Below are 22,845 nucleotides of genomic sequence, written 5' to 3'. Positions count from 1 at the left end.
TTCCCTTCAAACTTCACCGTCGAAAAGAATAAAAGAACCGGAGCGGCGCCGTTTTGGATTCTGGAATGTCCTTTTCCGACGGGGGCGATATATCTTTCGGACTATCAGGTCACATTTACTACATGGAAGGGTGGGGCGACCACTAAGGGCTGGGTAAAAAACTGGGGACAAATCACAGAGGACATATCCGGCGAGATGGCGCTCACGAAGGTAAGCTCATTCTCCCTGGACGTTATTATAGATCCTTACATTGTCCCTAATATAGAGACTATCCTTGATACGCCGGCAAACAACCCGGAGACCACCGACTGCAAACTCTATTTGGCGTTTTTGGATTGGATGGATCTCCCGGATCCGCCACAGTTAATATGGAGAGGCAACATCACCGACTGGGAGCGGACTGACGATTTGATCATGCGCCTTGAGATGACCGACATCTCGGTCAGGCTTGATAAGTACATCGGCGTCACACTCGACGCTACATCCTATCCCAAAGCCCATCCTGACGATATCGGGCAGGTTAAACCTATCGTCTATGGTCCAAATAACATGATCGCCTGCCTCCGAAGCGTATGGGGTGAGCGTACCACACTCAAGGTCAATATCACCGCCACCGAGACGACCTGCTACGTCTCTGACGGCTCCAAGTTCCCCGCCGCCGGATCTGTCTGGATCGATGATGAGAGGATCGCCTATACAAGCATAACAACAACCGTCGGCGTCACCGAGACCACGTACCGGCTTAACGGCATGACGAGAGGCTCCGGGTCGACCACGGCAACGCCTCATGGCGCAGGTGCCCAGGTATGTGAGTATCTGGCCAACTATGACAGCATTGTGGCAGCACACGGATTAAAGGCCATCAAAGGCATTTATGCATCAATCGGCGGGGATCTCTTGCAGGTGTCAAGCGGGGTATCGACTCTCTTGTCCGGGGGTGATACCGTTCTCAGAGCCACGGGGAATATCACAGTAAAAGCAGCCATGGACACCATAGGCATTAACGATCCGGGGCATTATCACGGCAACGTTTTAATTGCCAATGTGTACGGCACAGGATCGTCTGTAAATAACGCGGAGGCATGGACATGGACAAACGCTGCTACACCCTTAAATCTTCGCGACGGCAGTCTTGATACTTTCGTGGAGGCTCGGATTAACTCTTCATCATCGCAGGCCACGGCCACTTTTTCGGTAACGTTCCCAGCTTATAACGGTCCTACTCCGTCAGCAGTGTACGCGGTAGTTACGCATACCTCCTTCATTGGCACGCCTTCACCAGCAGGGGCGTACGTCCGCGTAAGCGGCGTCAACCTTAACGTATCAAATGTCAAGGTGACACAAAGGATCTCCCTTGGGACTACGGTGCCAACGAGCATAACGGTAACAGCAGAGCATTACGGATCAGCATCAACGTATAGTATGTCATGCAGGGTTTACGAAATTGAACTGGAGATAAACACCGCAAGGACAAGCACGTCATTGGCGGCGGTAACTAAGACTGGCGGGATTGTAGCCACCAGAGCGGTCGACAAGTTCGTTGTTTTCGCTGATGGTTATGGGGATGATAATTCAGGGACGTTCACCGGCACGGCAGGCGCGCTTATCTCTCGTCCCGCCGATGTGGTAAAGCATTTTCTTAATGCTCAAACCGGCTGGCCCGTAGCGGACTTCACGAGTAACCTATCGGCGGTATTTTCGGGGTATTCGTTTTCTGTAGTGATTGATTCTTATGTCAGGCTCAAACAGTGGTTAGGCAAGATGGCGTGGGAATGCCGGTGTTATTTTCGGTTCGGAGCCGCCAGGGCGGAGCTAATCGTTAGGCCGGATACGCTTACGTCAGTCAAGATGATCACCGCCGATATGACGGCCATGGATAGCGGCAGTCACAAAACCCTAACCAAGATAAAGCGCAGCCCGCTGGAAGATGTGATAAACAAAATTGAGGTCAAGTATAACCGTAATGCCAGCAAGGGCGGCGATGACAGCTATCGTGGAACCTACAAAACATCTGACGCAACGTCCATTCAACGTTACGGAGAAAAGGAAAAACCCGGTCTATTTGTCTTTGATTTTGTCCAGGACGGCGCGATGGCTATGTCGGTCGCTAATTTCTACCTCGCAAGATACAAGGATCGGAGGCGGATTGTGGAGTTGGACGTGTTCTTGGATAATGTGGAGCTTGAGTTCGCGGACGGAATAACGCTAACGGAATTAGGCAACTTGCTGTGCGAAATTCAGCAAGCCAACATCGAACCGGGCAGTGGCAGAGATATGCGTAACGACAGGATACACCTCAAAGCGAGGGAATATTAATGGCTCAAATAAAGTTTGAAAGAACCTCATCCCCAACGGCCTGCGTGGAGTTCCAGCGGAACCCTTCGCCAGGCGATTACAGCCGCAGGATCAGGTATATGCAGCCTAAAGATCGCAGTAACGGCGGCAAGCTCTACATCTATGATAAAGGGTTAAATCCGGAGCATACCCGCAGGCTCCACTGGCGCAATATATCAAGTACTGATTACCATAATTTTCTGGCTTTTCTGGATATTGTGAAGGGTGCCAAGTATGACTTCACTTTTACTGATTTTGATGGAGCGACCTATACGGCCAGAATCATAAATGGAGATAGTATAGACTCCGCCCCGGTAATGGCGGGTAGGGAGTCTCTTACGGTGGATATTGTGTTCGAATAATTGATTACCCGGGCGCGAGTCGCCCTGATAATAGACGGCGGACAGCAGTCAAAGGAGTAAAGCCCTCCCCCAACCATGCACGGCAATGCATGACGGGAAATCCCGCTACCATCCGCACGATTAAGCCAAAAGGAGGGCACGTATGAACAGTTTTATAAACTATCTCGGCGGTAAAAGTCTACTAAGCAAAAAGATTATACCTTTAATACCGGAGCATACATGCTATTGCGAGGTATTTGCCGGTGCGGCCTGGATGCTCTTCAGGAAAGAGGAATCCAAGGTCGAAATCATCAACGACATTAATAGTGATCTTGTCGCGCTGTATAGAGTCATCAAGAATCACCTTGAGGAGTTCATTCGGTATCTTAAGTGGATTTTGGTAGCCAGAGATGAATTTGAACGTTTTAAGAAAGAAGCGCCGGAATCCCTTACGGATATTCAAAGGGCTGTAAGATTTTACTATCTGCAGCGGAACAGCTACGGCGGGAAGGTGGCGGGGCAGACTTTTAATATCGCAACGACAAGGCCGCCTACTTTGAACCTCTTGCGTATCGAAGAGGATCTCTCCATGGCTCATTTGCGTCTCAGTCGCGTCTACATTGAGAATCTTCCGTATCAACGTATTATTGAGCGATTCAACAAGCCCGAGACTTTTTTCTACATAGACCCGCCATATTTTAATTGCGAGAATCACTATGGAAAAGACATCTTTGGCAGAGACGACTTCAGTGCTCTTGCCGACATACTTTCTCGCATATCGGGTAAGTTCATCATGTCGATAAACGATACTCCGGAGATCAGGGAGCTATTCCGGAGGTTCCGGATCCTTGAGGTCGAGACGCGCTATCTGGCCGCCGGATCAAGTAAGCAGAAAAAGGTGACTGAATTGCTGATTCTGAATTACAATCCAGAGAGTAAAATCAAATGAGCTTTGATACAGTCAAAGACTTTTTTGAGGGAGTTATCGCGCCCCCGCGCTCAGAAATATCTCGCGCTGCTTCAAAACCGAGAATGGAAGACGCTCGCACAAGACATAAGACGAGACCGAGACCTCCTCCCATACCATTCCTTCATACGCACTGTCCTGTCTGTCTTACGGGCACATCCTAGCCATATCATGAATACCGGATAGTTACCAATACATAACTATCCACTATAATTTTACATAAATCCCGTACCGTCAAACCTGATTTGTGAATGTTCCTGAACCTTCAACCGTCAATCCGCCCTCGTTCCCTGCCGACGGGCTGCTATCATAAAGATTTAACTTTTTATAATGGCTTCTTTCAATACAGGGTAGCCTTTTGATGGGACAATTTCGGTATTGTTTTACCTTGGTCAGCGGGTTTTATAGCCGTTTTTCACTGACTCGCGCAGCATGGAGCCTTCAATACCGCCCTGTCTTAGATGCGAACGACGCATATTTGGTACGCCCTTTGGTAAGTTTTTGATGATAGTAAAAAAGTATGGAGGTTGAAACCGCTTTTGAGAATGGTTTGCAGAATCGTATGATCCGGCTTTCCGGTGACGGTCCTGTCGTCAATGCTGAATGTGACCGCTCTCGTCTACCGCCTCTCCGGTCTCTTTCTTTTTAAAGTGAGGAGAATCGCCCCACTCGTTGTATCCGATGGTTTCGCCGATGGATTCGATCCTTTGCTCCAGACATGCCCTGCAGAATGTGGCATTTTCATCAAGGCACGGTTTATTGTCATACAATTGATAAGATGACCGGTATTTGGTGATGGTGATGTTGGGCATAATGATGTTGGCTCCTGCCCTGAGTCCCATTTCCCGGCCTGTCGGCGTGAGCGCCTGAAGAGCCGTGGTAGATGCAATGTTCACGTCTTTCAGATAGAGCCTGGTAACCGCGATCATCTTGAGGGCAAGGTCGAGCTGTCGATCCTTTATCGTCTCGAAATCCGTAACTTCGGAGGAAAGGGGCGTATCCTTATGAATCAGATAGGGTCCCATCCCAATCATGGCAACATCCATCTTCTCAAAGAAAAGAATATCATCGGCCAGATTCTCCACAGTTTGTCCAGGAAGCCCTATCATGACCCCAGTTCCTACCTGATAGCCCATCATTTTCAGTAAATTCAGGCAATTGAGCCTCTTCCTGAAACTGTGATCTTTAGGATGAAGACGGCGGTAGAGCGCCTCATGGGACGTTTCAATTCTAAGGAGATAGCGGTGCGCCCCAGCCTGGAACCAGCGCCTGTATGTCTCTTCATCCTGCTCTCCAAGAGACAACGTAATGCCGAGTTTACCGCCGCTCATCTCCTTTATGGCTTTCACCGTCTTCTCCACAAAGGCAGTAAACCTGGAATCCTTACGTTCCCCCGACTGGAGGACTATGGAGCCGTAATTGCTCTCGCAGGCGAAGCGGGCCCCCTCAAGAATCTCTTTTTCACTCATCCGGTAACGGACCACATTGCGGTTGCTTTTTCTTATCCCGCAATAAAAACAGTCTTTGCCGCATATGTTGCTAAACTCGATAATACCCCTGAAATACACTTTTTTCCCCACCTGCTGAAGCTTTACCTCGTATGCCCTTTGAAACAGCTCCTCCATAGCCTCCCGGTCTTGGAGGCCTAAAAGGCCTATCAGGTCATTCCTGGCCAACTCATGAGACGGATCCAAGAACATTTCCAATTTCTTCATTTACTCCTTATTCTCCCATATTAATTACGACAAAAAGTGACAATTTTTCCTTTTTTAGTATAGCGCAAATATCCGGGAATGTAAATTTTCGCGGAATCCGCCTTTAAACAAAACATGAAGAAATTATTTGGAGATATGTATACTTTGTAATGTGCGACGTTTGCCATGTTGTGATGTTCTTAGCGGACAGCATGGCTGTTCGGCACAAAAAATAATCTTCCGGAGGTGAAACATGAATACAACAGTGGCGCAAATACTACAACACAAGGGAAATGAAGTCTGGACCGTATCGCCCGATACCCTGGTTTACAGGACCTGATGCAGAATAAAAAGACAGGCGCCCTGGTAGTAGCGGAGGAGAAAGACAAAGAAGTGACAGGAATCATCTCGGAACGTGACTATGCCAGAAAAATTATATTGAAGTCATATTGAAAGGAAGGTCATCAAAAGAGATTTTTACAAGCTAAAGAGCTCTGCGTGGTTAAGCCCGAAACAACGATGAACGAGTACGTTTCGCTTATGACAGAAAAACGCATCAGACACCTTCCCGTTCTTAACAAAGGAAAATTGTCGGGATTGGCGTCCATTGGAGACGTGGTAAAAGCAATTATCAATGAGCAGGAGATCGGGATTGAATACCTGAACAATTACATCATGGATAAATTATCTGGATAAAATCGTAAAATAACGCCCGGTCTCGGTTAGTCTAAGTCGGGTGTTATTTTACAGTCGCAAGTAGGCCAACGAGCACGAATGGACGGCGGAAAACAACAAGACGGACGGACCACAGCACCCTGATCCATAACCGCTGGACAGAACAATCCGACGTATAGTATTCTTAGGAAGTGATTACACCCTTAATTTCTGTCAATCGGTCCTAAGTTTTAATGGGAGCGGAACTGACCGGAGATTGGGTATTATGAGCCTGCAGCCCGGACGCGCCGCTCAATGCTTTGTTTGCGGTACATGAGAGCAACGGGAAATAATATAGAGGAGATAGGCTTGGATTATGACTTTAAAGGATGTTCAAGAGATTCTTGATGCTGAGGTGCTCTGCGGCCAGCAGCATTTGAATAGGAAAGTGGAAACCGCGTTTGCCTGCGATCTCATAAGCGAGATGCTCGCGTTCGCCGGTTCTCATACCTTGCTCATAACTTCCCTTACCAACCAGCACGTAATCCATACGGCAGAAGTGATGGATGCAGTAGGGGTGATTTTCGTGGGGGGAAAGAAACCCTCGGAAGAGATCATAAATAACGTAAATCTGGCTAAAATACCTCTTCTTTCAACTCCGTTCCTTATCTACAAGTGTTCCGGGCTTCTTTTCAGCAACGGCATTGAAGGATGCAAGAGAGGTTCAATCGAGTGAGCCCTGACAATGAACCCCGTCTTGCATTCAAATTTCAGGTGAACGACAAAGACTTCATAATGGCCGGCGAGGCTGCATCAAAGACAAAAAAAGCCCTGCAACAGTTGGGTCTCAGACAGGAAATTGTAAGGAATGCGGCTATTATTGTGTATGAGGCCGCAATGAACATAGTGATCCATGCGAATCACGGAGAAATACAGGTAACCATAGTCCCGGACCATGTAACCGTTATAGCCCGTGATGAGGGCGAGGGGATTCCAGATGTTGATCTGGCTATGCAGGAGGGGTATTCGACAGCCCCGGAAGAGGTGAGGGAAATGGGTTTTGGAGCCGGCATGGGTTTGCCTAACATTAAGCATTGCTCGGATTCGTTGGATATTGAAACGCATCCCGGCATAGGCACAACCCTGAAAGTGACACTCTATTCGCACCCAAAGGACAGCAATAAAGCCGAAACAGGAGCCATGTATGTCTGATTATTTCCATTCGGTAACACTTGACTACGACAAATGCGTGGGTTGCACGAACTGCATAAAGCGGTGCCCTGTCGAAGCAATCCGTGTTCACGAAGGGAAAGCCAAGATTATGCAGGAAAGGTGCGTCGATTGCGGCGAATGCATCCGCGCCTGCCCCAACCACGCAAAGATAGCGATCACGGATACCTTGGAAAAATTATCCAGCTTCAAATATAAAATTGCCCTTCCTGCGCCCTCTTTTTTTGGGCAGTTCAGCGACGACACAAAGATGGAAGATATATTTGATGCGTTTACACGCATAGGGTTCGACGATATCTTTGAGGTGGCCCTCGCCGCCGAAATAGCCAGTTTCGTGGTGCACCGTTATCTCGAAAACACCGGATCCACAAGGCCTCTTTTTTCCTCTGCCTGCCCTGCCGTACTCCGCCTCATGCAGATCAGATTCCCCGATCTTCTTGGCCAGGTTCTACCTGTAATGACTCCTATGGAGATGGCTGCCCGCATTGCAAAAGAAGATACAGCAAAAAGAACTGGTCTTGATTATGAGGAAATAGGGGCATTCTTTATCTCTCCCTGTCCTGCCAAGGTAACAGAGATGAAGCACCCTATGACGAATGGAATCTCCTCTGTTGACGGTGTTATCGGTGTTTCATTGATCTACAGAGACATACTGAAACAGATCGGAAAGAACCGGGGCAGCGAAAAGCATGGATCTCCCCGTAAGGCAGGAAATATCGGATTGGCCTGGGGATACGTCACCGGGGAATCAAAAGGGGTTAATTTCGGCACAAGCCTTGCGGTGAGCGGTATTCACAACGTTATCAGCCTCCTGGAAGAAATTGAGCGCGGAGAGCTGCGGGATGTGGATTTCATAGAACTGCAATCATGCATCGGGGGATGCGTGGGCGGGCCGCTCAACATACAGAACCTCTTCGTAGGACGGGTCCGACTTCGTCACCTTGTCAAGAAATATCCGGCCGTTGCGCCGTATTACGATGAAGAATGGCTGCACGGCATATACGCGAGCAGCGCCTTTGAACTGAGCGAGCCGATTCAGCCGCGACCGATTATGGTCCTTGATGAGGACGTATCCAGAGCACTAATAAAAATGGAACGATTGGACTCAATAACAAAGGATCTTCCGGGTTTAGATTGCGGCGCCTGTGGATCGCCTAGTTGTCGTGCCCTTGCGGAAGATATCGTCCGCGGACTCGCTTTCGAAACCGATTGTATCATAAAATTGCGGGGAAGACTGACGACGTTAGCCGAAGAAATCCTTGATCTGGCAAGAAAGCCGCCGCCAGCCATGTCCGACAACTCGGCAAAACACGACACTAAAGGATAATGTCCGCCTATTCAGACTCGGCATCAGGAATCAGGCTCAAGCAGACTTGCCAGCAGGCAGTCGAAAATATAAGGAGGGAACTAGACCATGGTCGTGGGCGATCTTGTTACCAAGTTTAATTTTGAGAATCTGACAGGGAACATAAATCTGGACAAGGAGATTGAATCCGGCTATACGTCGGATCTCCTGTCCGACGTGATCGCGAACGTGAGGTCCAATGCGGTGTGGGTCACGGTCCAGAGGCATATCAACATCCTTGGTGTGGCAAAACTCAAGGATGTGTGTGCAGTCATTATACCCCGTAATCTGACGGTAGAAAACGCCGTTATAGAGAAGGCGAAGACGGAAGGCGTCGCGATCCTGAGGGACAGTCGCTCCGCTTTCGATATAAGCGGAGTCCTTTACAACGCACTTAACCAGAGTGAAGATGGGTGAAGAAGTATTGGTGTGATTTTCATATCCATTCAGCCCTTTCGCCCTGCGGGAGTTTGGAGATGTCCCCCAGAGACATTGTCTCTAGGGCATGTCAGGTCGGCCTTGATGCTATTGCGATAACCGATCACAACATGGTGGAAAACGCCATATATACCCGCGAAATCGGAAAAAAGCACAACCTCCTCGTGCTGCCCGGAATGGAATTGCAGACCACAGAGGAGATACACCTGCTGGCAATCTTCGGTTCCAGCGAGAATGCCCTTGAACTTCAAAAACAGATATATCCGTCATTGCCCTCCGTTCCTAATAAAGCCGATTACTTCGGGGACCAAGTGGTTGTTGATGAGGACAACCATATCGTGCGATTTGAAGACAAATTACTTCTCAATTCAGTTCTTATCACCCTCGACAATGCCGTGGCCCTCATAAAATCATTGGGGGGGATAGTTATTCCATCACATATAGACAATCCTACATTCAGCATCATAAGTCAGTTGGGCTACATACCGGAGAACCTCGCAGTAGATGCCGTGGAAATTCGCGACAGGGAAAGGATTCCGGAACTGTTGCCTTTTATAATGAACAAGAACATGCCCTTCCTTACTTTTTCGGACGCCCATTACCTGTCCGATATAGGAAAACGAAGGACCTCGCTGAACCTGACTGAGGTGCGCTTCGAAACCATAGTGGAAGCCATGGAAGACTTGGGGCACAGGAATCCTTAGGATCCCGATCATTCTGTGAACCTTATAGCGCATTAAGTGGAATAATTTTTAGATATATTTTATAATATCCATACATGTTGGATCGTTGCCACCCGACAGAGAAAATGTCACATAATTAAAAATGTACAAGTTCTTCTACGGACATCTATAGTGGTATGAATATTACTATAATAAGCACCGTAAAAATGTTGCTTGTTCCAGTTGAAGAGTCTGCGTACAAAATTATATGAGGTTATATATAGAGACATTTATCAGGTTTCCTGCCACACACCGCGACAATATGGAGATTCATCCATGATGGAGGAGATTTGCGCCCACATCATGGATATCGCGGCAAATGCCGTCACCGCCGGAGCCACGCATGTAGCCATTGCCATTAGTAAGGACCGAAAAAATAACCTCCTATCCATAGCCTTTAAAGATGATGGGAGGGGTATGAACGAAGAGATGGTGAAGAAAGTGATTGACCCCTTTTTTTCTACGAAGAAGGGGAAAAAAGTGGGGCTTGGTATTCCTCTTTTGAAGGGGACCGCAGAGACCTGCGGAGGAAAGTTTAGCTTGACAAGCAAGTCGGGCGAAGGGGTCGATATTTCTGTTTCGTTTCAGCTTGACCACCCTGACTTGCCCCCTTTGGGTAACCTGAAGGAAACAATTTTGGTCCTAATCATGGGAAATCAAGAAGTGGATTTTTCTTTTTTTTACAGTGTTGACGGACAAACGTTTTCCCTGCATACAAGAGAAATTAGGGAGTTGATCGGCGCTGTACCTATCAATCATCCCGAGATTGTGAAATTTTTAACAGAATTTCTTGACGAAAAGCTGCAATTTATATAAAATTAATGTGTGTTGTATATAAATTAGCACACGCAAATGGGAGGCGTCATGAATTTAGAAGAACTTCGGAAAATAAGAGAAAATGCGGAAAAAAACATTGAGTTGCGACAAAAGAAGACCCGCATCAAGGTGGTTGTGGGTATGGGTACGAGCGGTATTGCCGCCGGGGCGCGAGAAGTATTGAAAACGTTTGTAGAAGAAATAGGCAACAGAAATCTTCTCGACGTCGTCGTTACTCAGACGGGTGAGAAAGGGCTGGCTTCCCAGGAACCAATGATTGAGATCCTTGAAGAAGGAAAACCAGCGGTCGTGTATGGCAACATCGACAAGGAAAAGGCAAAAAAAATCGTCGCAGAACATCTTGTGAGTAATAAGCCTGTATTGGATTACGTTATCGAAGCGAAGTAAGGGGGCATAATCTTGTATAGAGAAGCTATACTCAAAAAATTTGAACCTAAGGCGGACAATATACTTTATATCCTTCACGAACTTCAGGATAACAATGAACAGCATTACATCGCAAAGGAAGATATAAAAGTCTGCGCCGACTATCTTAAATTGCCCTATAGTTTTGTACACGGGGTTACCACATTTTACACCATGTTCAGCTTGAAACCTCGCGGCCGTTACATCATACGACTTTGTGAATCCCCTCCCTGCTGTCTGATGGGTTCGGAATCACTTCTTGACTACTTAAAAAAGAAACTCAATATTGAAGTCGGGGAGACGACTCCCGACGGCGCCTTTACCCTTGAGCTCACAAGCTGTCTCGGGGTATGCGGCGTGGCGCCTGCTTTGATGATGAATGGCGAGACCATTGGTAAACTTACGCCCGAAAAGGTTGACACCATTTTGGAGGAGAGGAGAAACAGCCTATGAATATGGTGAGAAATCATGTACTTATCAGCATGGACGCCAACACGGTCATTGCTGGTGCCCGGGCAGTTGAAGAAGCGCTGATAAAAGAGATAGCGGCACAGGGGCTTTCTCAGGAAATCGCCGTACTGGAGACGGGTAGCGTGGGCGTGGAGGGCCAGGGGGTTGTATTGGTCGTCTACCCGGAAGGTATCTATTATGCCAACGTGACCCCACAAGATGTACACGAGTTAGTCGAAGAGCACTTGCTCAAAGGACGACAGGTTGCCCGGCTGGTACTTGCCGAGGCGCCGAAACGCACTGTGATAAGAAAAGAAAAGACCGGGCTTCTGAAGGAACAACCCCGCATAGTCCTCAAGAATTGTGGGATCATAAACCCGGAGAGTATAGAAGAAGCAATTGCCGCAGGCACCTACGAAGCTGCAGCTAAAGCCCTTACCACAATGAAACCTGAAGATATCGTCTCCGAAGTAAAACATGCCGGGTTGACAGGCAGGGGCGGGGCTGCGTTTCCCACCGGCCTCAAGTGGGAATTTGCCATAAATGTTAAAAATCCCGAAAAATATCTTGTGTGTAACGCCGACGAGGGGGAACCGGGAACATTCAAGGATCGGCTCATTCTTGAGGGCGATCCTCATAAGCTCATAGAAGGCATGATCATCGGAGGTTATTCGGTGGGAGCCACCAAAGGGTATGTCTATATCCGCGGAGAATACGGCCTCTCCATCGAACGCCTCGAAAAGGCCATCGCCGACGCGAGAAAATATGGGATTCTCGGCAACAATATATTCGACAGCACCTTCAGCTTCGACATAGCGGTGATGAAGGGCGCTGGAGCGTACGTATGCGGTGAGGAGACAGCCCTCATTGAATCCATAGAGGGGAAGAGAGGTCATCCGAGGAACAAGCCTCCTTATCCGATAACATCCGGCCTCTGGGGTAAACCAACCGTTGTGAACAACGTGGAAACCCTGTCCAATATACCGGAGATCATACTGAACGGTGCGGAAAATTTTAAGAAATACGGTACAGAGAAGTGTCCCGGAACAAAAGTTTATACCATACTCGGCCATGTGGCTACGCCGGGGCTCATTGAAGTAGAGATGGGCACCACCCTGAAAGATATCATATTCGAATACGGCGGTGGGATCCGAGGTGGGAAGAAATTCAAGGGCGCTCTGGTTGGAGGAGCCGCAGGCGCATTTCTTGGGCCCGATATGCTCGACGTGAAGATGGATTTCATAAACTTGAAGGAATACTCTGCAGCCCTCGGCTCCGGAGCGATACTGGTTATGGATGAGGATACGAACATTGTGGATATACTTAAGAGTGTTCTGCGCTTTTTCAAGCATGAATCCTGCGGCCACTGCGTTCCCTGCCGTCTCGGGACGGCCCGCTTGGTGGAGATCATTGACCGCGTGACCTCATCCAGCGCAAATAAAGATGATGTCGACGGACTGTTAAGAATCTCCGAAGTGATGAAAGATACGTCCTTCTGTCCGCTGGGACAATCGCTCTATCTCCCTGTATCGAGCGCGTTGAAGTATTTCAAGAATGAAATACTCACCCAGGTTCAATGAGAAGGTTTTTGCGTCATCACGTGCAATGAGGAGGTTATAAAGACCAATGATAATAAAAGCAACGATCAACAATATAGATGTCGAGGTTGAAGAAGGGACGACCATCCTTGAAGCCGCAAGGAAGGCTGGTTTCAACATCCCTACCCTCTGCCACAATCCCGATTTAGTGCCGGAAGGCTCGTGCGGGCTCTGTGTGGTCGAGATAGAAGGTCTTCCCGCAATGAAGAGGGCATGTATGACCCGGCTTGAAAGGAGATGGAAGGTCCATACCAATACAGCAAAAGTGAGGATGGCCAGAAAAGAGATTGTGGAGCTCATCCTTTCGAACCATGATATGGATTGCCTCACTTGTATAAAGAATCAGGCTTGCGAATTGCAGAACGTGGCAAATCTGGTCGGCATAGACATGCTGGCTTACCCTCGCCTCGAACAAAAACGGCCAATAGACACAACAAGTCCTTCCATCGTCAGAGATCCCAATAAATGTATCCTCTGCGGCAGGTGTTTACAAATATGCTCCAATATCCAGACCGTGAATGCCCTCACCCTTGACCAGAGGGGATTCGAGACACAGATCACAGATGCTTTCAACGAGGGTATGGGCAACAGTGCCTGCGTGAACTGCGGCCAGTGTACCGTGTTCTGCCCGGTAGGAGCGCTCTACGAAAAGAGCCATGTGGATGAAGTATGGCAGGCTCTTAACGATCCCGACAAACACGTGGTCGTTCAGGAAGCGCCGGCTGTACGGGCCATGTTAGGCGAGGAATTCGGGATGGAACCTGGGACTCTTGTGGCCGGCAAGATGCATGCCGCACTGCGGCGGCTGAAATTTGATGCAGTATTTGACACGAATTTCACCGCTGACCTTACCATATTGGAGGAAGGCACGGAAGCGGTGGGCAGGATCACTGGGGATAAGGATCTGCCCTTGATCACCTCATGCTCTCCAGGCTGGGTGAAGTTCTTTGAGACTTTCTACCCTCACTTAACAAAACATACGTCAACGGCGAAGTCTCCCCAGCAGATGTTCGGGACACTCTCCAAGACGTACTATGCCGAACTGAAAGGGATCTCACCGGAGAAAATAGTCTCCATCTCAATTATGCCATGCACTGCCAAAAAATTTGAATGCCAGCGTCCGGAGATGCGGACGAGCGGATATCAGGATGTAGACTATGTGCTCACCACAAGAGAGATGGCTAGGATGTTGAAGGAAGCAGGCATTGACCTTAATGACATGCCCAATGAACCGGCCGATGATCCTCTCGGTGACTACACTGGTGCCGGTACTATTTTCGGCGCCACAGGGGGCGTCATGGAAGCGGCATTGAGGAGCGCCTATTTCCTCGTAACGGGAAAAGAGCTTGAAAACCCTGACATAGTGGCGGTGAGAGGTATGACTGGTATCAAAGAGGCGGAGGTTGACATAGAAGGTCTCAAATTGAAGGTTGCAGTAGCCCACGGTCTCGGGAATGCAAGAAAGCTTCTCGATAAGGTATCCGAGCAACTGGCGGCCACCGGCAAGAGTGAGTACCACTTCATAGAAGTGATGGCCTGCCCGGGCGGATGCGTTGGCGGCGGGGGACAACCATGGGGCAGCGACATGGCAAGGAGGGCTCGCAGAGGTCAGGCGCTTTATACGGAAGACAAGTCTCTTCCGCACCGCAGGTCTCATGAAAATCCTTCAGTAAAAGAAATTTATGAGAAATACCTCGGGAAGCCCAATTCGGAGAAATCCCACCACCTGCTTCATACTCAATATTACAAAAGAAGTCCGGTCGACGGGAAGGTGGTATCCGAACAAACAGATTGACAGATATTGGTGCAGAGAAAAAACAAACCGGGTATCCGCTTTTAAGCGTACCCGGAAAGATACGCCAAGTTTTCTAAATACAGGCGAATTGACTTAGTAGAGGAGGAATAGCATGTCCGATGCAAACCATGAGTGCACATGCGCTCAACTAAGCGAAGAAGAGCTTTACCCAAGGCTTGACGTCATAATTGACGAGCATCGCGGAAAACCTGAGGAATTGATAATGGCGCTCCATAAGGCCCAGAATCTCTTCGGTTATCTTCCGCGTAAGGTGCAGGAGAAAGTGGCGGAAGGTCTTGGCGTATCATTGAACGAAGTATATGGGGTAATAACGTTTTACTCATTTTTCTCCACGGTTCCAAAAGGACGTCACATTGTGAAAGTTTGCCTGGGTACCGCCTGCTATGTACGCGGCGGCCAGCAGACGCTCGGAAAAGTAGAGAAAGAACTTAACACCCCGGTTGGCGGAACAACGGATGATAGACGTTACTCGGTGGACGTAGTGCGTTGCATTGGCGCATGCGGCCTCGCCCCTGCAATGCTGGTGGACGATGACGTGTACGGTCGGGTCAAAACGACGAAAATTATGGAAATTCTTGACCAATATAAGTAAGGAGGGGATTTACAATGGAGCTAGTGCGTGCTCATGTATTAGTGTGCGCCGGAGCCGCTTGTGTATCGTCGGGCTGCCGGGAAATAAGAGATGCGTTTGTCATCAAGATTATGGAACACGGTCTTCAGGAAGAGGTGAAAGTAATTGAAACCGGTTGCGTTGGTTCCTGTGATCTGGGCCCTCTGGCCCTCATCTATCCTGAAGGAGTCTTTTATCAGAAACTCAAACCTTCCGATGCGGAAGAGATAGTAACCGAGCATCTTCTAAAAGGCAGATTAGTGGAACGTCTGCTTTATAAAGAACCTTTGACGGAGAAAGTCATCCCGTCCCTTAAAGGTATCGCCTTTTTTAAGAACCAGGAGAAGATCGTGCTCCGGAACTGCGGGGTCATCAATCCACTGAATATAGAGGAGTACATAGGCAGGGACGGCTACCAGGCTTTAGGCAAAGCACTCACATCCATGACCCAGGATCAGGTCGTAGAGGAAGTAATCCAGTCAGGCCTCCGTGGACGCGGCGGAGGTGGATTCCTCACGGGTATGAAATGGAAGTTTGCAAAACAGTCCTTCGGAGATGTCAAATATGTAGTCTGCAACGCAGATGAAGGCGATCCCGGCGCTTTTATGGACAGGAGTGTTCTGGAAGGCGATCCTCACAGCTTGATTGAGGCAATGATCATCGCGGGCTACACTATAGGAGCTCATCAGGGCTATGTGTATGTAAGGGCCGAATATCCCTTGGCGATCGAAAGGCTTACATGGGCCATTAACCAGGCAAGAGAATATAAATTCCTCGGTAAGAACATATTCGAGGCAGGCTTCGATTTCGAACTCGACATACGGATCGGTGCCGGAGCTTTCGTCTGCGGCGAGGAAACCGCACTCATGTTCTCCATTGAAGGAAAAAGGGGAGAGCCAAGACCACGGCCGCCTTTCCCGGCAGTGCGTGGTCTTTTCAATGTCCCTACCCTCCTCAATAACGTGGAGACATACGCGAATATCCCTGCAATCATCAACAGAGGTGCCGACTGGTACGCAAGTTTCGGCACGGAAAAGAGCAAGGGCACCAAGGTGTTTGCCCTTGCAGGAAACGTAAATAATACCGGCCTGGTGGAAGTGCCCATGGGTACAAGTCTGGGAGAGCTTGTCTTCGACATTGGAGGCGGCATAAAGGGCAAGAAAAAATTCAAGGCTGCCCAGCTGGGCGGACCGTCTGGCGGATGTATTCCCGTACAGCACCTGAATGTACCTATTGATTATGAATCTGTCCAGGAACTGGGCGCCATTGTCGGTTCAGGCGGCCTCATCGTTGCCGACGAGGATACCTGTATGGTCGACTTCGCTAGATTCTTCGTTGACTTTATTCAAGATGAATCCTGCGGCAAGTGCCCTCCCTGCCGCATAGGAACAAAGCGTATGCTTGAGATCCTGAACCGTATCGTCCGCGGTAGCGGCGAGGAAGGCGATATAGACAAACTGATAGAACTTTCCGAAAGGATCAAGGACTCTGCGCTTTGCGGCCTAGGGCAGACCGCACCAAATCCGGTCCTATCGACCCTGCGGTTCTTCAAACATGAGTATGAAGAACACATACGAGATAAACATTGTCAGGCAGGAGTATGTTCTGCCCTATTTGACGCTCCCTGCCAGAACGCCTGTCCTGCTGACCAGAACGCATGGGGCTACGTGACGCTCCTAAGCGAAGGAAGATTCGAGGACGCCATTGCGGTTATTAAAGAGGGGAATCCCTTCCCGGCAGTGTGCGGCCGGGTCTGTGTGCATCCTTGCGAAACGAAATGCCGCAGGCAACAGGTCGATGAGCCGGTAGCAATCTGCTCTCTGAAGCGTTTTGCTGCAGATTTAGACATGAATTCTTTTGCTCCCTATCGTCCCAAACTGGAAGAATCAAGGGACGGGAAAGTTGCAATCATAGGAAGCGGACCGGCCGGCCTCACTGCGGCCTACTATCTGGCGACCAAAGGATACAAGGTCACGGTTTTCGAGTCTCTGCCAGTACCTGGCGGCATGCTGGCCGTAGGTATTCCTGAATACCGTCTCCCGAAAGAAATCCTCAATGCCGAGGTAAAAACAATCACCGACTTGGGTGTTGAGATCAAGTACAATACCGCCATTGGCAAAGACATCACAATTGAGAAACTTCTAGCTGACGGATACGGGGCTGTTCTTATGGCAACTGGTGCCCACAAAGGGCAAAAACTCGGGTTACCAGGTGACGACGGCGAAGGCGTGATTGACGGCGCCACGTTCCTGCGCAATCTCAACCTCAAGAAACCGGTAAAGGTTGAAGGGCGTGTGGCGGTAGTAGGAGGCGGAAACGTCGCGATAGACGCGGCACGGTCGGCGCTCAGGCTCGGCGCCACGGACGTCTTCATACTCTACCGCAGAGACAAGGAAGGTATGCCCGCTTATGAAGAAGAAATAGAAGAAGCCGAGCATGAGGGTGTAAAAATTCACACCCTTGTGGCTCCCAAGAGCCTCGTAATGAAGAACGGTAAAGTATCCGGGATTGAGTGTGTTCGCATGACCCTCGGAAAATTTGACAAGAGCGGACGCAGAACACCGACGCCTATAGTCGGCTCGGAATTCACGCTTGATGTTGACGTCGTGGTTGCCGCCATCGGACAGACTCCAGATCTTTCTTACATAAATGGTGACGGGGTGGCAGTAAGCGGCTCCGGAACGATTGACGTAAAAGATATGAAAACTCTCGCTACCTCGAAAGACGGCGTCTTCGCGGCGGGCGATGTGGTAAGGGGGCCTGCCACGGTGGTAGAAGCCATAGGCGACGGAAAGAAAGCGGCCATGGCTATTGACAAGTATCTCGGGGGTGACGGTCTCCTGAAAGACACCTTCAGGGAAAAGCTGGTCAACCTGGTCGTATCTTACAACGAGGAAGAATATCAGAACGAGCGTGAGAGGCTGGAAACCCAGACCGTTCCCCTTTCTGAAAGGTATAAGAATTTCAAGGAAGTTGTGCTCCCCTACCCGTCTAAGTCTGCGGTGGAAGAGGCTAAAAGATGCCTGCACTGCTACCTGAGACAGGAAGAGCAATCTTCAAATTAAGATAAAGGAGCGTGACCACATATGATAAACTTAACTATAGACGGCCAGAAGGTAGAGGTCGAACAGGGCGCCACGATTCTTCAGGCCGCCCGGAAAGCCAAAATACATATCCCCACACTCTGCTATCTTGATGAAGTACAGGCCATAGGCGCATGTCGCGTATGCCTTGTGGAGGTGGAGGGAAATCGTGCCCTGCAGGCATCCTGTGTCTTTCCCGCATCGGAAGGACTCGTTGTGCACACCACTACAGCGCGGGTAAGGAAGGCGAGAAAGTTCGCCGTTGAGATGCTTCTTTCCAATCATCCCATGGACTGTCTGACGTGTGACCGTAACCTCAATTGCGAACTTCAAAAGATAGCTTCAGAACTTGGCATCCGTGAGGTAAGGTTCACGGGCCAGATGAGCAAGGGCGGCATCGATGAAGGTTCCCCCTCTCTCAGGAGGAACCAGAATAAATGCATACTCTGCCGCCGGTGTGTGACCGTGTGCCAGAATGTCCAGACTGTAACGGCGTTGTTCGCTCAAGGCAGAGGTTTTGAATCAAAAGTCGCGCCTGCCTTTGACGCGAGCATCAATGACGTGGCCTGCGCGAATTGCGGCCAGTGTTCTCTTGTATGCCCGGTGGGCGCCATTACGGAAAAGTCGAGTATAGAGGGAGTATGGGAAGCCTTGGCTGACCCTACGAAATTCGTGGTCGTCCAGGAAGCCCCAGCAGTACGGGCGGCCTTGGGCGAGGAGTTCGGATATCCTGCAGGGACGCTTGTGACAGGAAAGATGCTGTCCGCTGTTCGCAGGTTAGGCTTCGACCGCATATTCGACACGAATTTCACTGCCGACCTGACCATCATTGAAGAAGGCAATGAGCTGATCAAGCGGATCAAGGAAAGCGGGACCCTCCCGATAATTACGAGTTGCAGCCCAGGGTGGATCAAATTTATCGAACATTTTTATCCCAGCCTGCTGCCTCACCTGTCTACCTGTAAATCCCCACAGCAGATGCTGGGCGCCTTAGCCAAAACGTATTTTGCCGAAAAAGAAGGACTCAATCCAAAGGATATGGTGGTCGTCTCCGTCATGCCATGCACGGCGAAGAAATTCGAATGTGAGCGGCCCGAAATGACCGACAGCGGGTATAAGGATGTAGACTTTGTGCTCACCACGAGGGAACTGGCCCGTATGATCAGGGAGGCTGGTATAGATTTCAACAATCTTCCCGATGGGGAGTATGACGCGCCAATGGGTGAATACACAGGCGCAGGCACGATCTTTGGGGCCACAGGCGGCGTTATGGAGGCAGCCCTGCGAACGGCTTACGAAGTGCTCACCGGAAAAACACTAGCAGACCTTGATTTCCACGGCGTAAGAGGCCTTAAAGGAATCAAAGAGGCGACGGTGCCTATTGAAGGAGTGGGTGATGTAAAAGTAGCCGTGGCCCACGGACTTGGCAATGCGCGGAAACTCATGGAAAGATTGAAGAAAGGTGAAGCGAACTACCATTTTATAGAGGTCATGGCCTGTCCAGGCGGATGCGTCGGCGGCGGCGGCCAGCCAATACCTGTGAACAGTGAAATCAGAACAGCAAGGGCCGAGGCCCTTTATGCAGAGGACAGGGGGATGCCAAAAAGAAAATCTCACGAGAATCCTTCTGTAACAAGGGTTTATGAAGAATATCTTAAAAATCCTCTAGGTGAAAAATCACATCATCTGCTGCACACAAAATACAAAGCAAGGGAAGTGCACTAAGAAGTTGCGGCGAATAATTGAAGAGGGGATCAGGAACTCCTGATCCCCTCTTTTTTCCTTTTTTGGCAACCTTACTACATACCTTACCCATTTTCTTTTCATCGGCGTCGGAAGCATCAGATATCTTCTATAAAGGAATCTCACCTTATCGATAAATATTTCTCTTATCAAAGAAAAAATGATTAACGTGAATACACAGGAGTTCCCCTCCTGGAAAAGAAGCAACCTGTTCCTTCTCCCTTGAAAAGAAAGAAAAACAAGTATACACTTTGGTTGGCGGGGATTATGGAATACGAGGAAAAGTATTTTTGGAACCTCTTAACGTCCCAAGAAATGTATATTATGAGATTCACGCGGCAAGGAACAAACGCTCCCGCTTTAGAACACAGAGTGCTTGGGTGTGATGCTGAAAGAAAAACATTTTCGCCTGGTCGGCATTCCTCCTATGCCCGGATTATGACAGGGCGGCCCGCATTGCAAAAAAAGCAGCGGACTAAAGAAAGAAAAGAAGGTCAGGGAGATGGTTGTCGAAGGCGGGCTTTTCAGCAATAAAGATATGGATATCATCTTCTCAACCTATGACTTACCCACCCGTCCCCTGGCGTAGCCTGGGAACGTAAACTTGACTAAAGAAGACGGGGGAAAAACAATGGCAGATACCAATCTCAACGAAACTCCCAGGGGAAGCAGGTTGCATATCGCAATCTTCGGCAGGCGCAATGTCGGGAAATCGAGTCTTATCAATGCCCTCACAAACCAAAATATCGCGATTGTAAGCGATGTGCCCGGCACCACGACGGACCCTGTGTACAAATCAATGGAAATACTGCCCATCGGGCCGGTGGTGCTCATCGACACGGCAGGTATCGACGATGTGGGCGATCTGGGCATGCTCCGCATTCAAAAGACGCTCTCGGTGCTCGTCAAGACGGATCTTCTTCTTCTCGTAATCGATCCGTCAGATGATGGAGCCGGAGAGTATGAAGAGGAAGTGATCCAAAAGGCAAAAGAAAGCAACGTGCCCGTAATCGTGGTGGCAAACAAGACAGACAGACATCCTGGCGCGGCAATAGATAAGATCAAAGAGCGGTTCAACCTGCCGGTGATCTCTGTGAGCGCCCTTACCGGGGAAGGTATCCATGACCTTAAGATTGCAATGATCAACTCCGCCCCTAAAGAATGGGTACCCAATACCATCCTGGGAGACCTTATATCTCCGGGGGATACGGTGGTCCTCGTGGCGCCCATAGACCGAGCTGCCCCAAAGGGTCGGCTGATCCTCCCTCAAGTTCAGACGATCCGGGACATTCTCGACAATGACGCCATCACCTTGGTGGTGAAAGAGCGGGAACTGAAAGCCGCCCTCCAGAATCTGAAAGAGAAGCCCCGTCTCGTGGTGACCGATTCCCAGGCATTTTTGAAGGTAGCGGCAGATACACCAAAAGACGTGATGATGACGTCCTTTTCCATTCTTTTCGCCCGTTATAAAGGAGATCTCAGGGCTCTCGCGGAAGGGGCGAAGGCAATCGAAGGCCTGAAGCCGGGCGATAAAATCCTAATCGCCGAGGCATGTACCCATCACAGAGCAGAAGACGATATTGGAACCATCAAGATACCGCGCTGGCTGGAACAGGTCGTGGGCGGTACCCTTGATTTCAAATGGGTCAGCGGCCACGAACTACCTGCCGATGTGAAGGATTACAAATTGATCATCCATTGCGGCGCGTGCATGATTAACCGTAAAGAGATGCTCCATAGAATCATGGCCACTCAGGCGGCAGAGGTACCAATGGTCAACTACGGCGTGTTCATCGCATATGTCACCGGTATTCTAAAAAGGACTCTGATGCCTTTCCCTGAAGCCAGGGAGGTTTTCGAGGCCTGAGAATTGAAGTTGCGCCTCCTGATTTGGTCTGCAGTTGTGGATTCGGGCAGATCGTCGCACCTCATCGGGCGCTTCTATAAACTCGCTCTGTGTATATCAGTAATAAAAATTACGCATATTGATTGTTCCATCGTGTTGTTTTTCCACTTGATTTTTTGTGTGAAGTGTGAAAAATCAAACGGTGACGGCGGTGATTGGCAATGCGGGCTACCGCTAGCTTAAGGCCAAGTTGACCCGAAGGGCGATACGGCGTTATTCGTTTCCAAAATCGCTGTTATCGAATTTCAACACCTTGCAGTTCTCACGTATTGTACGCGCCATATCATCAGGTACACCATCGGGAACGCTCAAGAGTAATGTCAATCTGTACGCCTGCCAGCTTGTTCAAATGCTGCAAGACTTCAGTGTTAATTGTCCCTGCCGTAGCACCAAGTTTATTGACGTCAATTTTCACGCTGCCGTAGAAGTGTGTGTTTTTCTTTACTGGCGGTGATGTTGGCCGCTGCCCTGTGCCGGGCGCTGTTTCCTTGCCCCCCAGCATACCAGCGCCTTTATCCCCACCAGGCATACCAACGTTTTTTTGTTCGCGCGATAGCGCGGCGTCACGTTCGTACAGAGTTTTTGCGCTGCCTTTGCCGCATGATTTTCGGCCCCCCCCCCCCCCCCGCCCCCGGGTGTTTAGAAACGACGCGGGGGGTGGCTTCGATGGGG

At 49.4% G+C, this 22,845-nt stretch carries 20 protein-coding genes; 18 read left to right on the top strand and 2 right to left on the bottom strand.

Annotated elements, in window-relative coordinates:
* The 3 genes from LBQ00_00100 to LBQ00_00090 form a co-directional block, all read left to right on the top strand.
* Nucleotides 1-2,316: hypothetical protein (locus LBQ00_00100; protein ID MDR2017287.1), on the top strand; the 2,316-nt coding region annotated here is incomplete at its 5' end.
* A 98-nt stretch (nucleotides 2,317-2,414) separates the two neighbouring features.
* The gene (locus LBQ00_00095; GenBank protein MDR2017286.1) at nucleotides 2,415-2,696 is read left to right on the top strand and encodes a hypothetical protein; all 282 of its coding nucleotides are present in this window, start codon (nucleotides 2,415-2,417) and stop codon (nucleotides 2,694-2,696) included.
* A gap of 142 nt (nucleotides 2,697-2,838) precedes the next feature.
* On the top strand, nucleotides 2,839-3,624 hold the full coding sequence (locus tag LBQ00_00090) for a DNA adenine methylase (GenBank protein MDR2017285.1): 786 nt from the start codon (nucleotides 2,839-2,841) through the stop codon (nucleotides 3,622-3,624).
* A 475-nt stretch (nucleotides 3,625-4,099) separates the two neighbouring features.
* Here LBQ00_00090 and LBQ00_00085 read toward each other — a convergent pair whose 3' ends face one another.
* Nucleotides 4,100-4,240, bottom strand: a complete 141-nt coding sequence (locus LBQ00_00085) for a hypothetical protein (protein MDR2017284.1) — start codon at nucleotides 4,238-4,240, stop codon at nucleotides 4,100-4,102.
* Nucleotides 4,236-5,357 carry a [FeFe] hydrogenase H-cluster radical SAM maturase HydE gene (gene hydE, locus LBQ00_00080; protein MDR2017283.1) on the bottom strand — a complete coding sequence of 374 codons (1,122 nt, stop codon included), beginning with the start codon at nucleotides 5,355-5,357 and terminating at the stop codon, nucleotides 4,236-4,238. Before hydE ends, LBQ00_00085 begins: the two co-directional genes overlap by 5 nt.
* Before the next feature lie 477 nt (nucleotides 5,358-5,834).
* Here hydE and LBQ00_00075 point away from each other — a divergent pair, with 477 nt between their 5' ends.
* From LBQ00_00075 to hydF, 15 genes are all read left to right on the top strand, one after another.
* On the top strand, nucleotides 5,835-6,032 hold the full coding sequence (locus LBQ00_00075) for a CBS domain-containing protein (GenBank protein ID MDR2017282.1): 198 nt from the start codon (nucleotides 5,835-5,837) through the stop codon (nucleotides 6,030-6,032).
* Between the two features lie 334 nt (nucleotides 6,033-6,366).
* Entirely contained in the window at nucleotides 6,367-6,726 is a 360-nt protein-coding gene (locus LBQ00_00070) for a hypothetical protein (protein ID MDR2017281.1), read from the top strand.
* Nucleotides 6,723-7,202: an ATP-binding protein gene (locus LBQ00_00065; protein ID MDR2017280.1), complete on the top strand. Its 480-nt coding sequence runs from the start codon at nucleotides 6,723-6,725 to the stop codon at nucleotides 7,200-7,202. The genes LBQ00_00070 and LBQ00_00065 overlap by 4 nt, the downstream gene beginning before the upstream one ends.
* Nucleotides 7,195-8,547 (top strand): 4Fe-4S binding protein, encoded by a 1,353-nt coding sequence (locus LBQ00_00060; protein MDR2017279.1) that lies wholly within the window; start codon nucleotides 7,195-7,197, stop codon nucleotides 8,545-8,547. Before LBQ00_00065 ends, LBQ00_00060 begins: the two co-directional genes overlap by 8 nt.
* A gap of 87 nt (nucleotides 8,548-8,634) precedes the next feature.
* On the top strand, nucleotides 8,635-8,982 hold the full coding sequence (locus LBQ00_00055; GenBank protein MDR2017278.1) for a hypothetical protein: 348 nt from the start codon (nucleotides 8,635-8,637) through the stop codon (nucleotides 8,980-8,982).
* Nucleotides 8,979-9,707 carry a PHP domain-containing protein gene (locus tag LBQ00_00050; GenBank protein MDR2017277.1) on the top strand — a complete coding sequence of 243 codons (729 nt, stop codon included), beginning with the start codon at nucleotides 8,979-8,981 and terminating at the stop codon, nucleotides 9,705-9,707. The genes LBQ00_00055 and LBQ00_00050 overlap by 4 nt, the downstream gene beginning before the upstream one ends.
* A gap of 294 nt (nucleotides 9,708-10,001) precedes the next feature.
* Nucleotides 10,002-10,541, top strand: a complete 540-nt coding sequence (locus LBQ00_00045) for an ATP-binding protein (protein MDR2017276.1) — start codon at nucleotides 10,002-10,004, stop codon at nucleotides 10,539-10,541.
* Between the two features lie 48 nt (nucleotides 10,542-10,589).
* On the top strand, nucleotides 10,590-10,949 hold the full coding sequence (locus LBQ00_00040; protein ID MDR2017275.1) for a hypothetical protein: 360 nt from the start codon (nucleotides 10,590-10,592) through the stop codon (nucleotides 10,947-10,949).
* 12 nt (nucleotides 10,950-10,961) lie between these two features.
* Nucleotides 10,962-11,420, top strand: coding sequence for an NAD(P)H-dependent oxidoreductase subunit E (locus LBQ00_00035; protein MDR2017274.1), 459 nt, complete (start codon nucleotides 10,962-10,964; stop codon nucleotides 11,418-11,420).
* Nucleotides 11,417-12,997 (top strand): NADH-quinone oxidoreductase subunit NuoF, encoded by a 1,581-nt coding sequence (gene nuoF, locus LBQ00_00030; GenBank protein ID MDR2017273.1) that lies wholly within the window; start codon nucleotides 11,417-11,419, stop codon nucleotides 12,995-12,997. The genes LBQ00_00035 and nuoF (LBQ00_00030) overlap by 4 nt, the downstream gene beginning before the upstream one ends.
* Before the next feature lie 46 nt (nucleotides 12,998-13,043).
* Nucleotides 13,044-14,810 carry a [FeFe] hydrogenase, group A gene (locus tag LBQ00_00025; GenBank protein MDR2017272.1) on the top strand — a complete coding sequence of 589 codons (1,767 nt, stop codon included), beginning with the start codon at nucleotides 13,044-13,046 and terminating at the stop codon, nucleotides 14,808-14,810.
* A 112-nt stretch (nucleotides 14,811-14,922) separates the two neighbouring features.
* Nucleotides 14,923-15,423, top strand: a complete 501-nt coding sequence (locus LBQ00_00020; GenBank protein ID MDR2017271.1) for an NAD(P)H-dependent oxidoreductase subunit E — start codon at nucleotides 14,923-14,925, stop codon at nucleotides 15,421-15,423.
* Between the two features lie 14 nt (nucleotides 15,424-15,437).
* Nucleotides 15,438-18,506 (top strand): NADH-quinone oxidoreductase subunit NuoF, encoded by a 3,069-nt coding sequence (gene nuoF / locus LBQ00_00015; GenBank protein MDR2017270.1) that lies wholly within the window; start codon nucleotides 15,438-15,440, stop codon nucleotides 18,504-18,506.
* Nucleotides 18,507-18,527: 21 nt separating this feature from the next.
* Entirely contained in the window at nucleotides 18,528-20,249 is a 1,722-nt protein-coding gene (locus LBQ00_00010; GenBank protein MDR2017269.1) for a [FeFe] hydrogenase, group A, read from the top strand.
* A 649-nt stretch (nucleotides 20,250-20,898) separates the two neighbouring features.
* On the top strand, nucleotides 20,899-22,134 hold the full coding sequence (hydF, locus tag LBQ00_00005) for a [FeFe] hydrogenase H-cluster maturation GTPase HydF (protein MDR2017268.1): 1,236 nt from the start codon (nucleotides 20,899-20,901) through the stop codon (nucleotides 22,132-22,134).
* The last annotated feature ends 711 nt before the right edge of the window (nucleotides 22,135-22,845 follow it).

Source organism: Syntrophobacterales bacterium (assembly GCA_031274925.1).
Taxonomy (GTDB): Bacteria; Desulfobacterota; Syntrophorhabdia; order Syntrophorhabdales; family Syntrophorhabdaceae; genus PNOM01.
The sequence above is the reverse complement of the archived record's forward strand: the minus strand, read 5'-3'. Positions and strand labels throughout refer to the sequence as shown.

Bases quoted from the DNA above. Each gene is read 5' to 3' on its own strand.
- hydE (MDR2017283.1), bottom strand. From the start codon at position 5,357: ATGAAGAAATTGGAAATGTTCTTGGATCCGTCTCATGAGTTGGCCAGG.
- LBQ00_00060 (MDR2017279.1), top strand. From the start codon at position 7,195: ATGTCTGATTATTTCCATTCGGTAACACTTGACTACGACAAATGCGTG.
- LBQ00_00025 (MDR2017272.1), top strand. From the start codon at position 13,044: ATGATAATAAAAGCAACGATCAACAATATAGATGTCGAGGTTGAAGAA.
- LBQ00_00040 (MDR2017275.1), top strand. From the start codon at position 10,590: ATGAATTTAGAAGAACTTCGGAAAATAAGAGAAAATGCGGAAAAAAAC.
- LBQ00_00070 (MDR2017281.1), top strand. From the start codon at position 6,367: ATGACTTTAAAGGATGTTCAAGAGATTCTTGATGCTGAGGTGCTCTGC.
- LBQ00_00055 (MDR2017278.1), top strand. From the start codon at position 8,635: ATGGTCGTGGGCGATCTTGTTACCAAGTTTAATTTTGAGAATCTGACA.
- LBQ00_00045 (MDR2017276.1), top strand. From the start codon at position 10,002: ATGATGGAGGAGATTTGCGCCCACATCATGGATATCGCGGCAAATGCC.
- nuoF (MDR2017273.1), top strand. From the start codon at position 11,417: ATGAATATGGTGAGAAATCATGTACTTATCAGCATGGACGCCAACACG.
- nuoF (MDR2017270.1), top strand. From the start codon at position 15,438: ATGGAGCTAGTGCGTGCTCATGTATTAGTGTGCGCCGGAGCCGCTTGT.
- LBQ00_00095 (MDR2017286.1), top strand. From the start codon at position 2,415: ATGCAGCCTAAAGATCGCAGTAACGGCGGCAAGCTCTACATCTATGAT.
- LBQ00_00010 (MDR2017269.1), top strand. From the start codon at position 18,528: ATGATAAACTTAACTATAGACGGCCAGAAGGTAGAGGTCGAACAGGGC.
- LBQ00_00090 (MDR2017285.1), top strand. From the start codon at position 2,839: ATGAACAGTTTTATAAACTATCTCGGCGGTAAAAGTCTACTAAGCAAA.
- hydF (MDR2017268.1), top strand. From the start codon at position 20,899: ATGGCAGATACCAATCTCAACGAAACTCCCAGGGGAAGCAGGTTGCAT.
- LBQ00_00020 (MDR2017271.1), top strand. From the start codon at position 14,923: ATGTCCGATGCAAACCATGAGTGCACATGCGCTCAACTAAGCGAAGAA.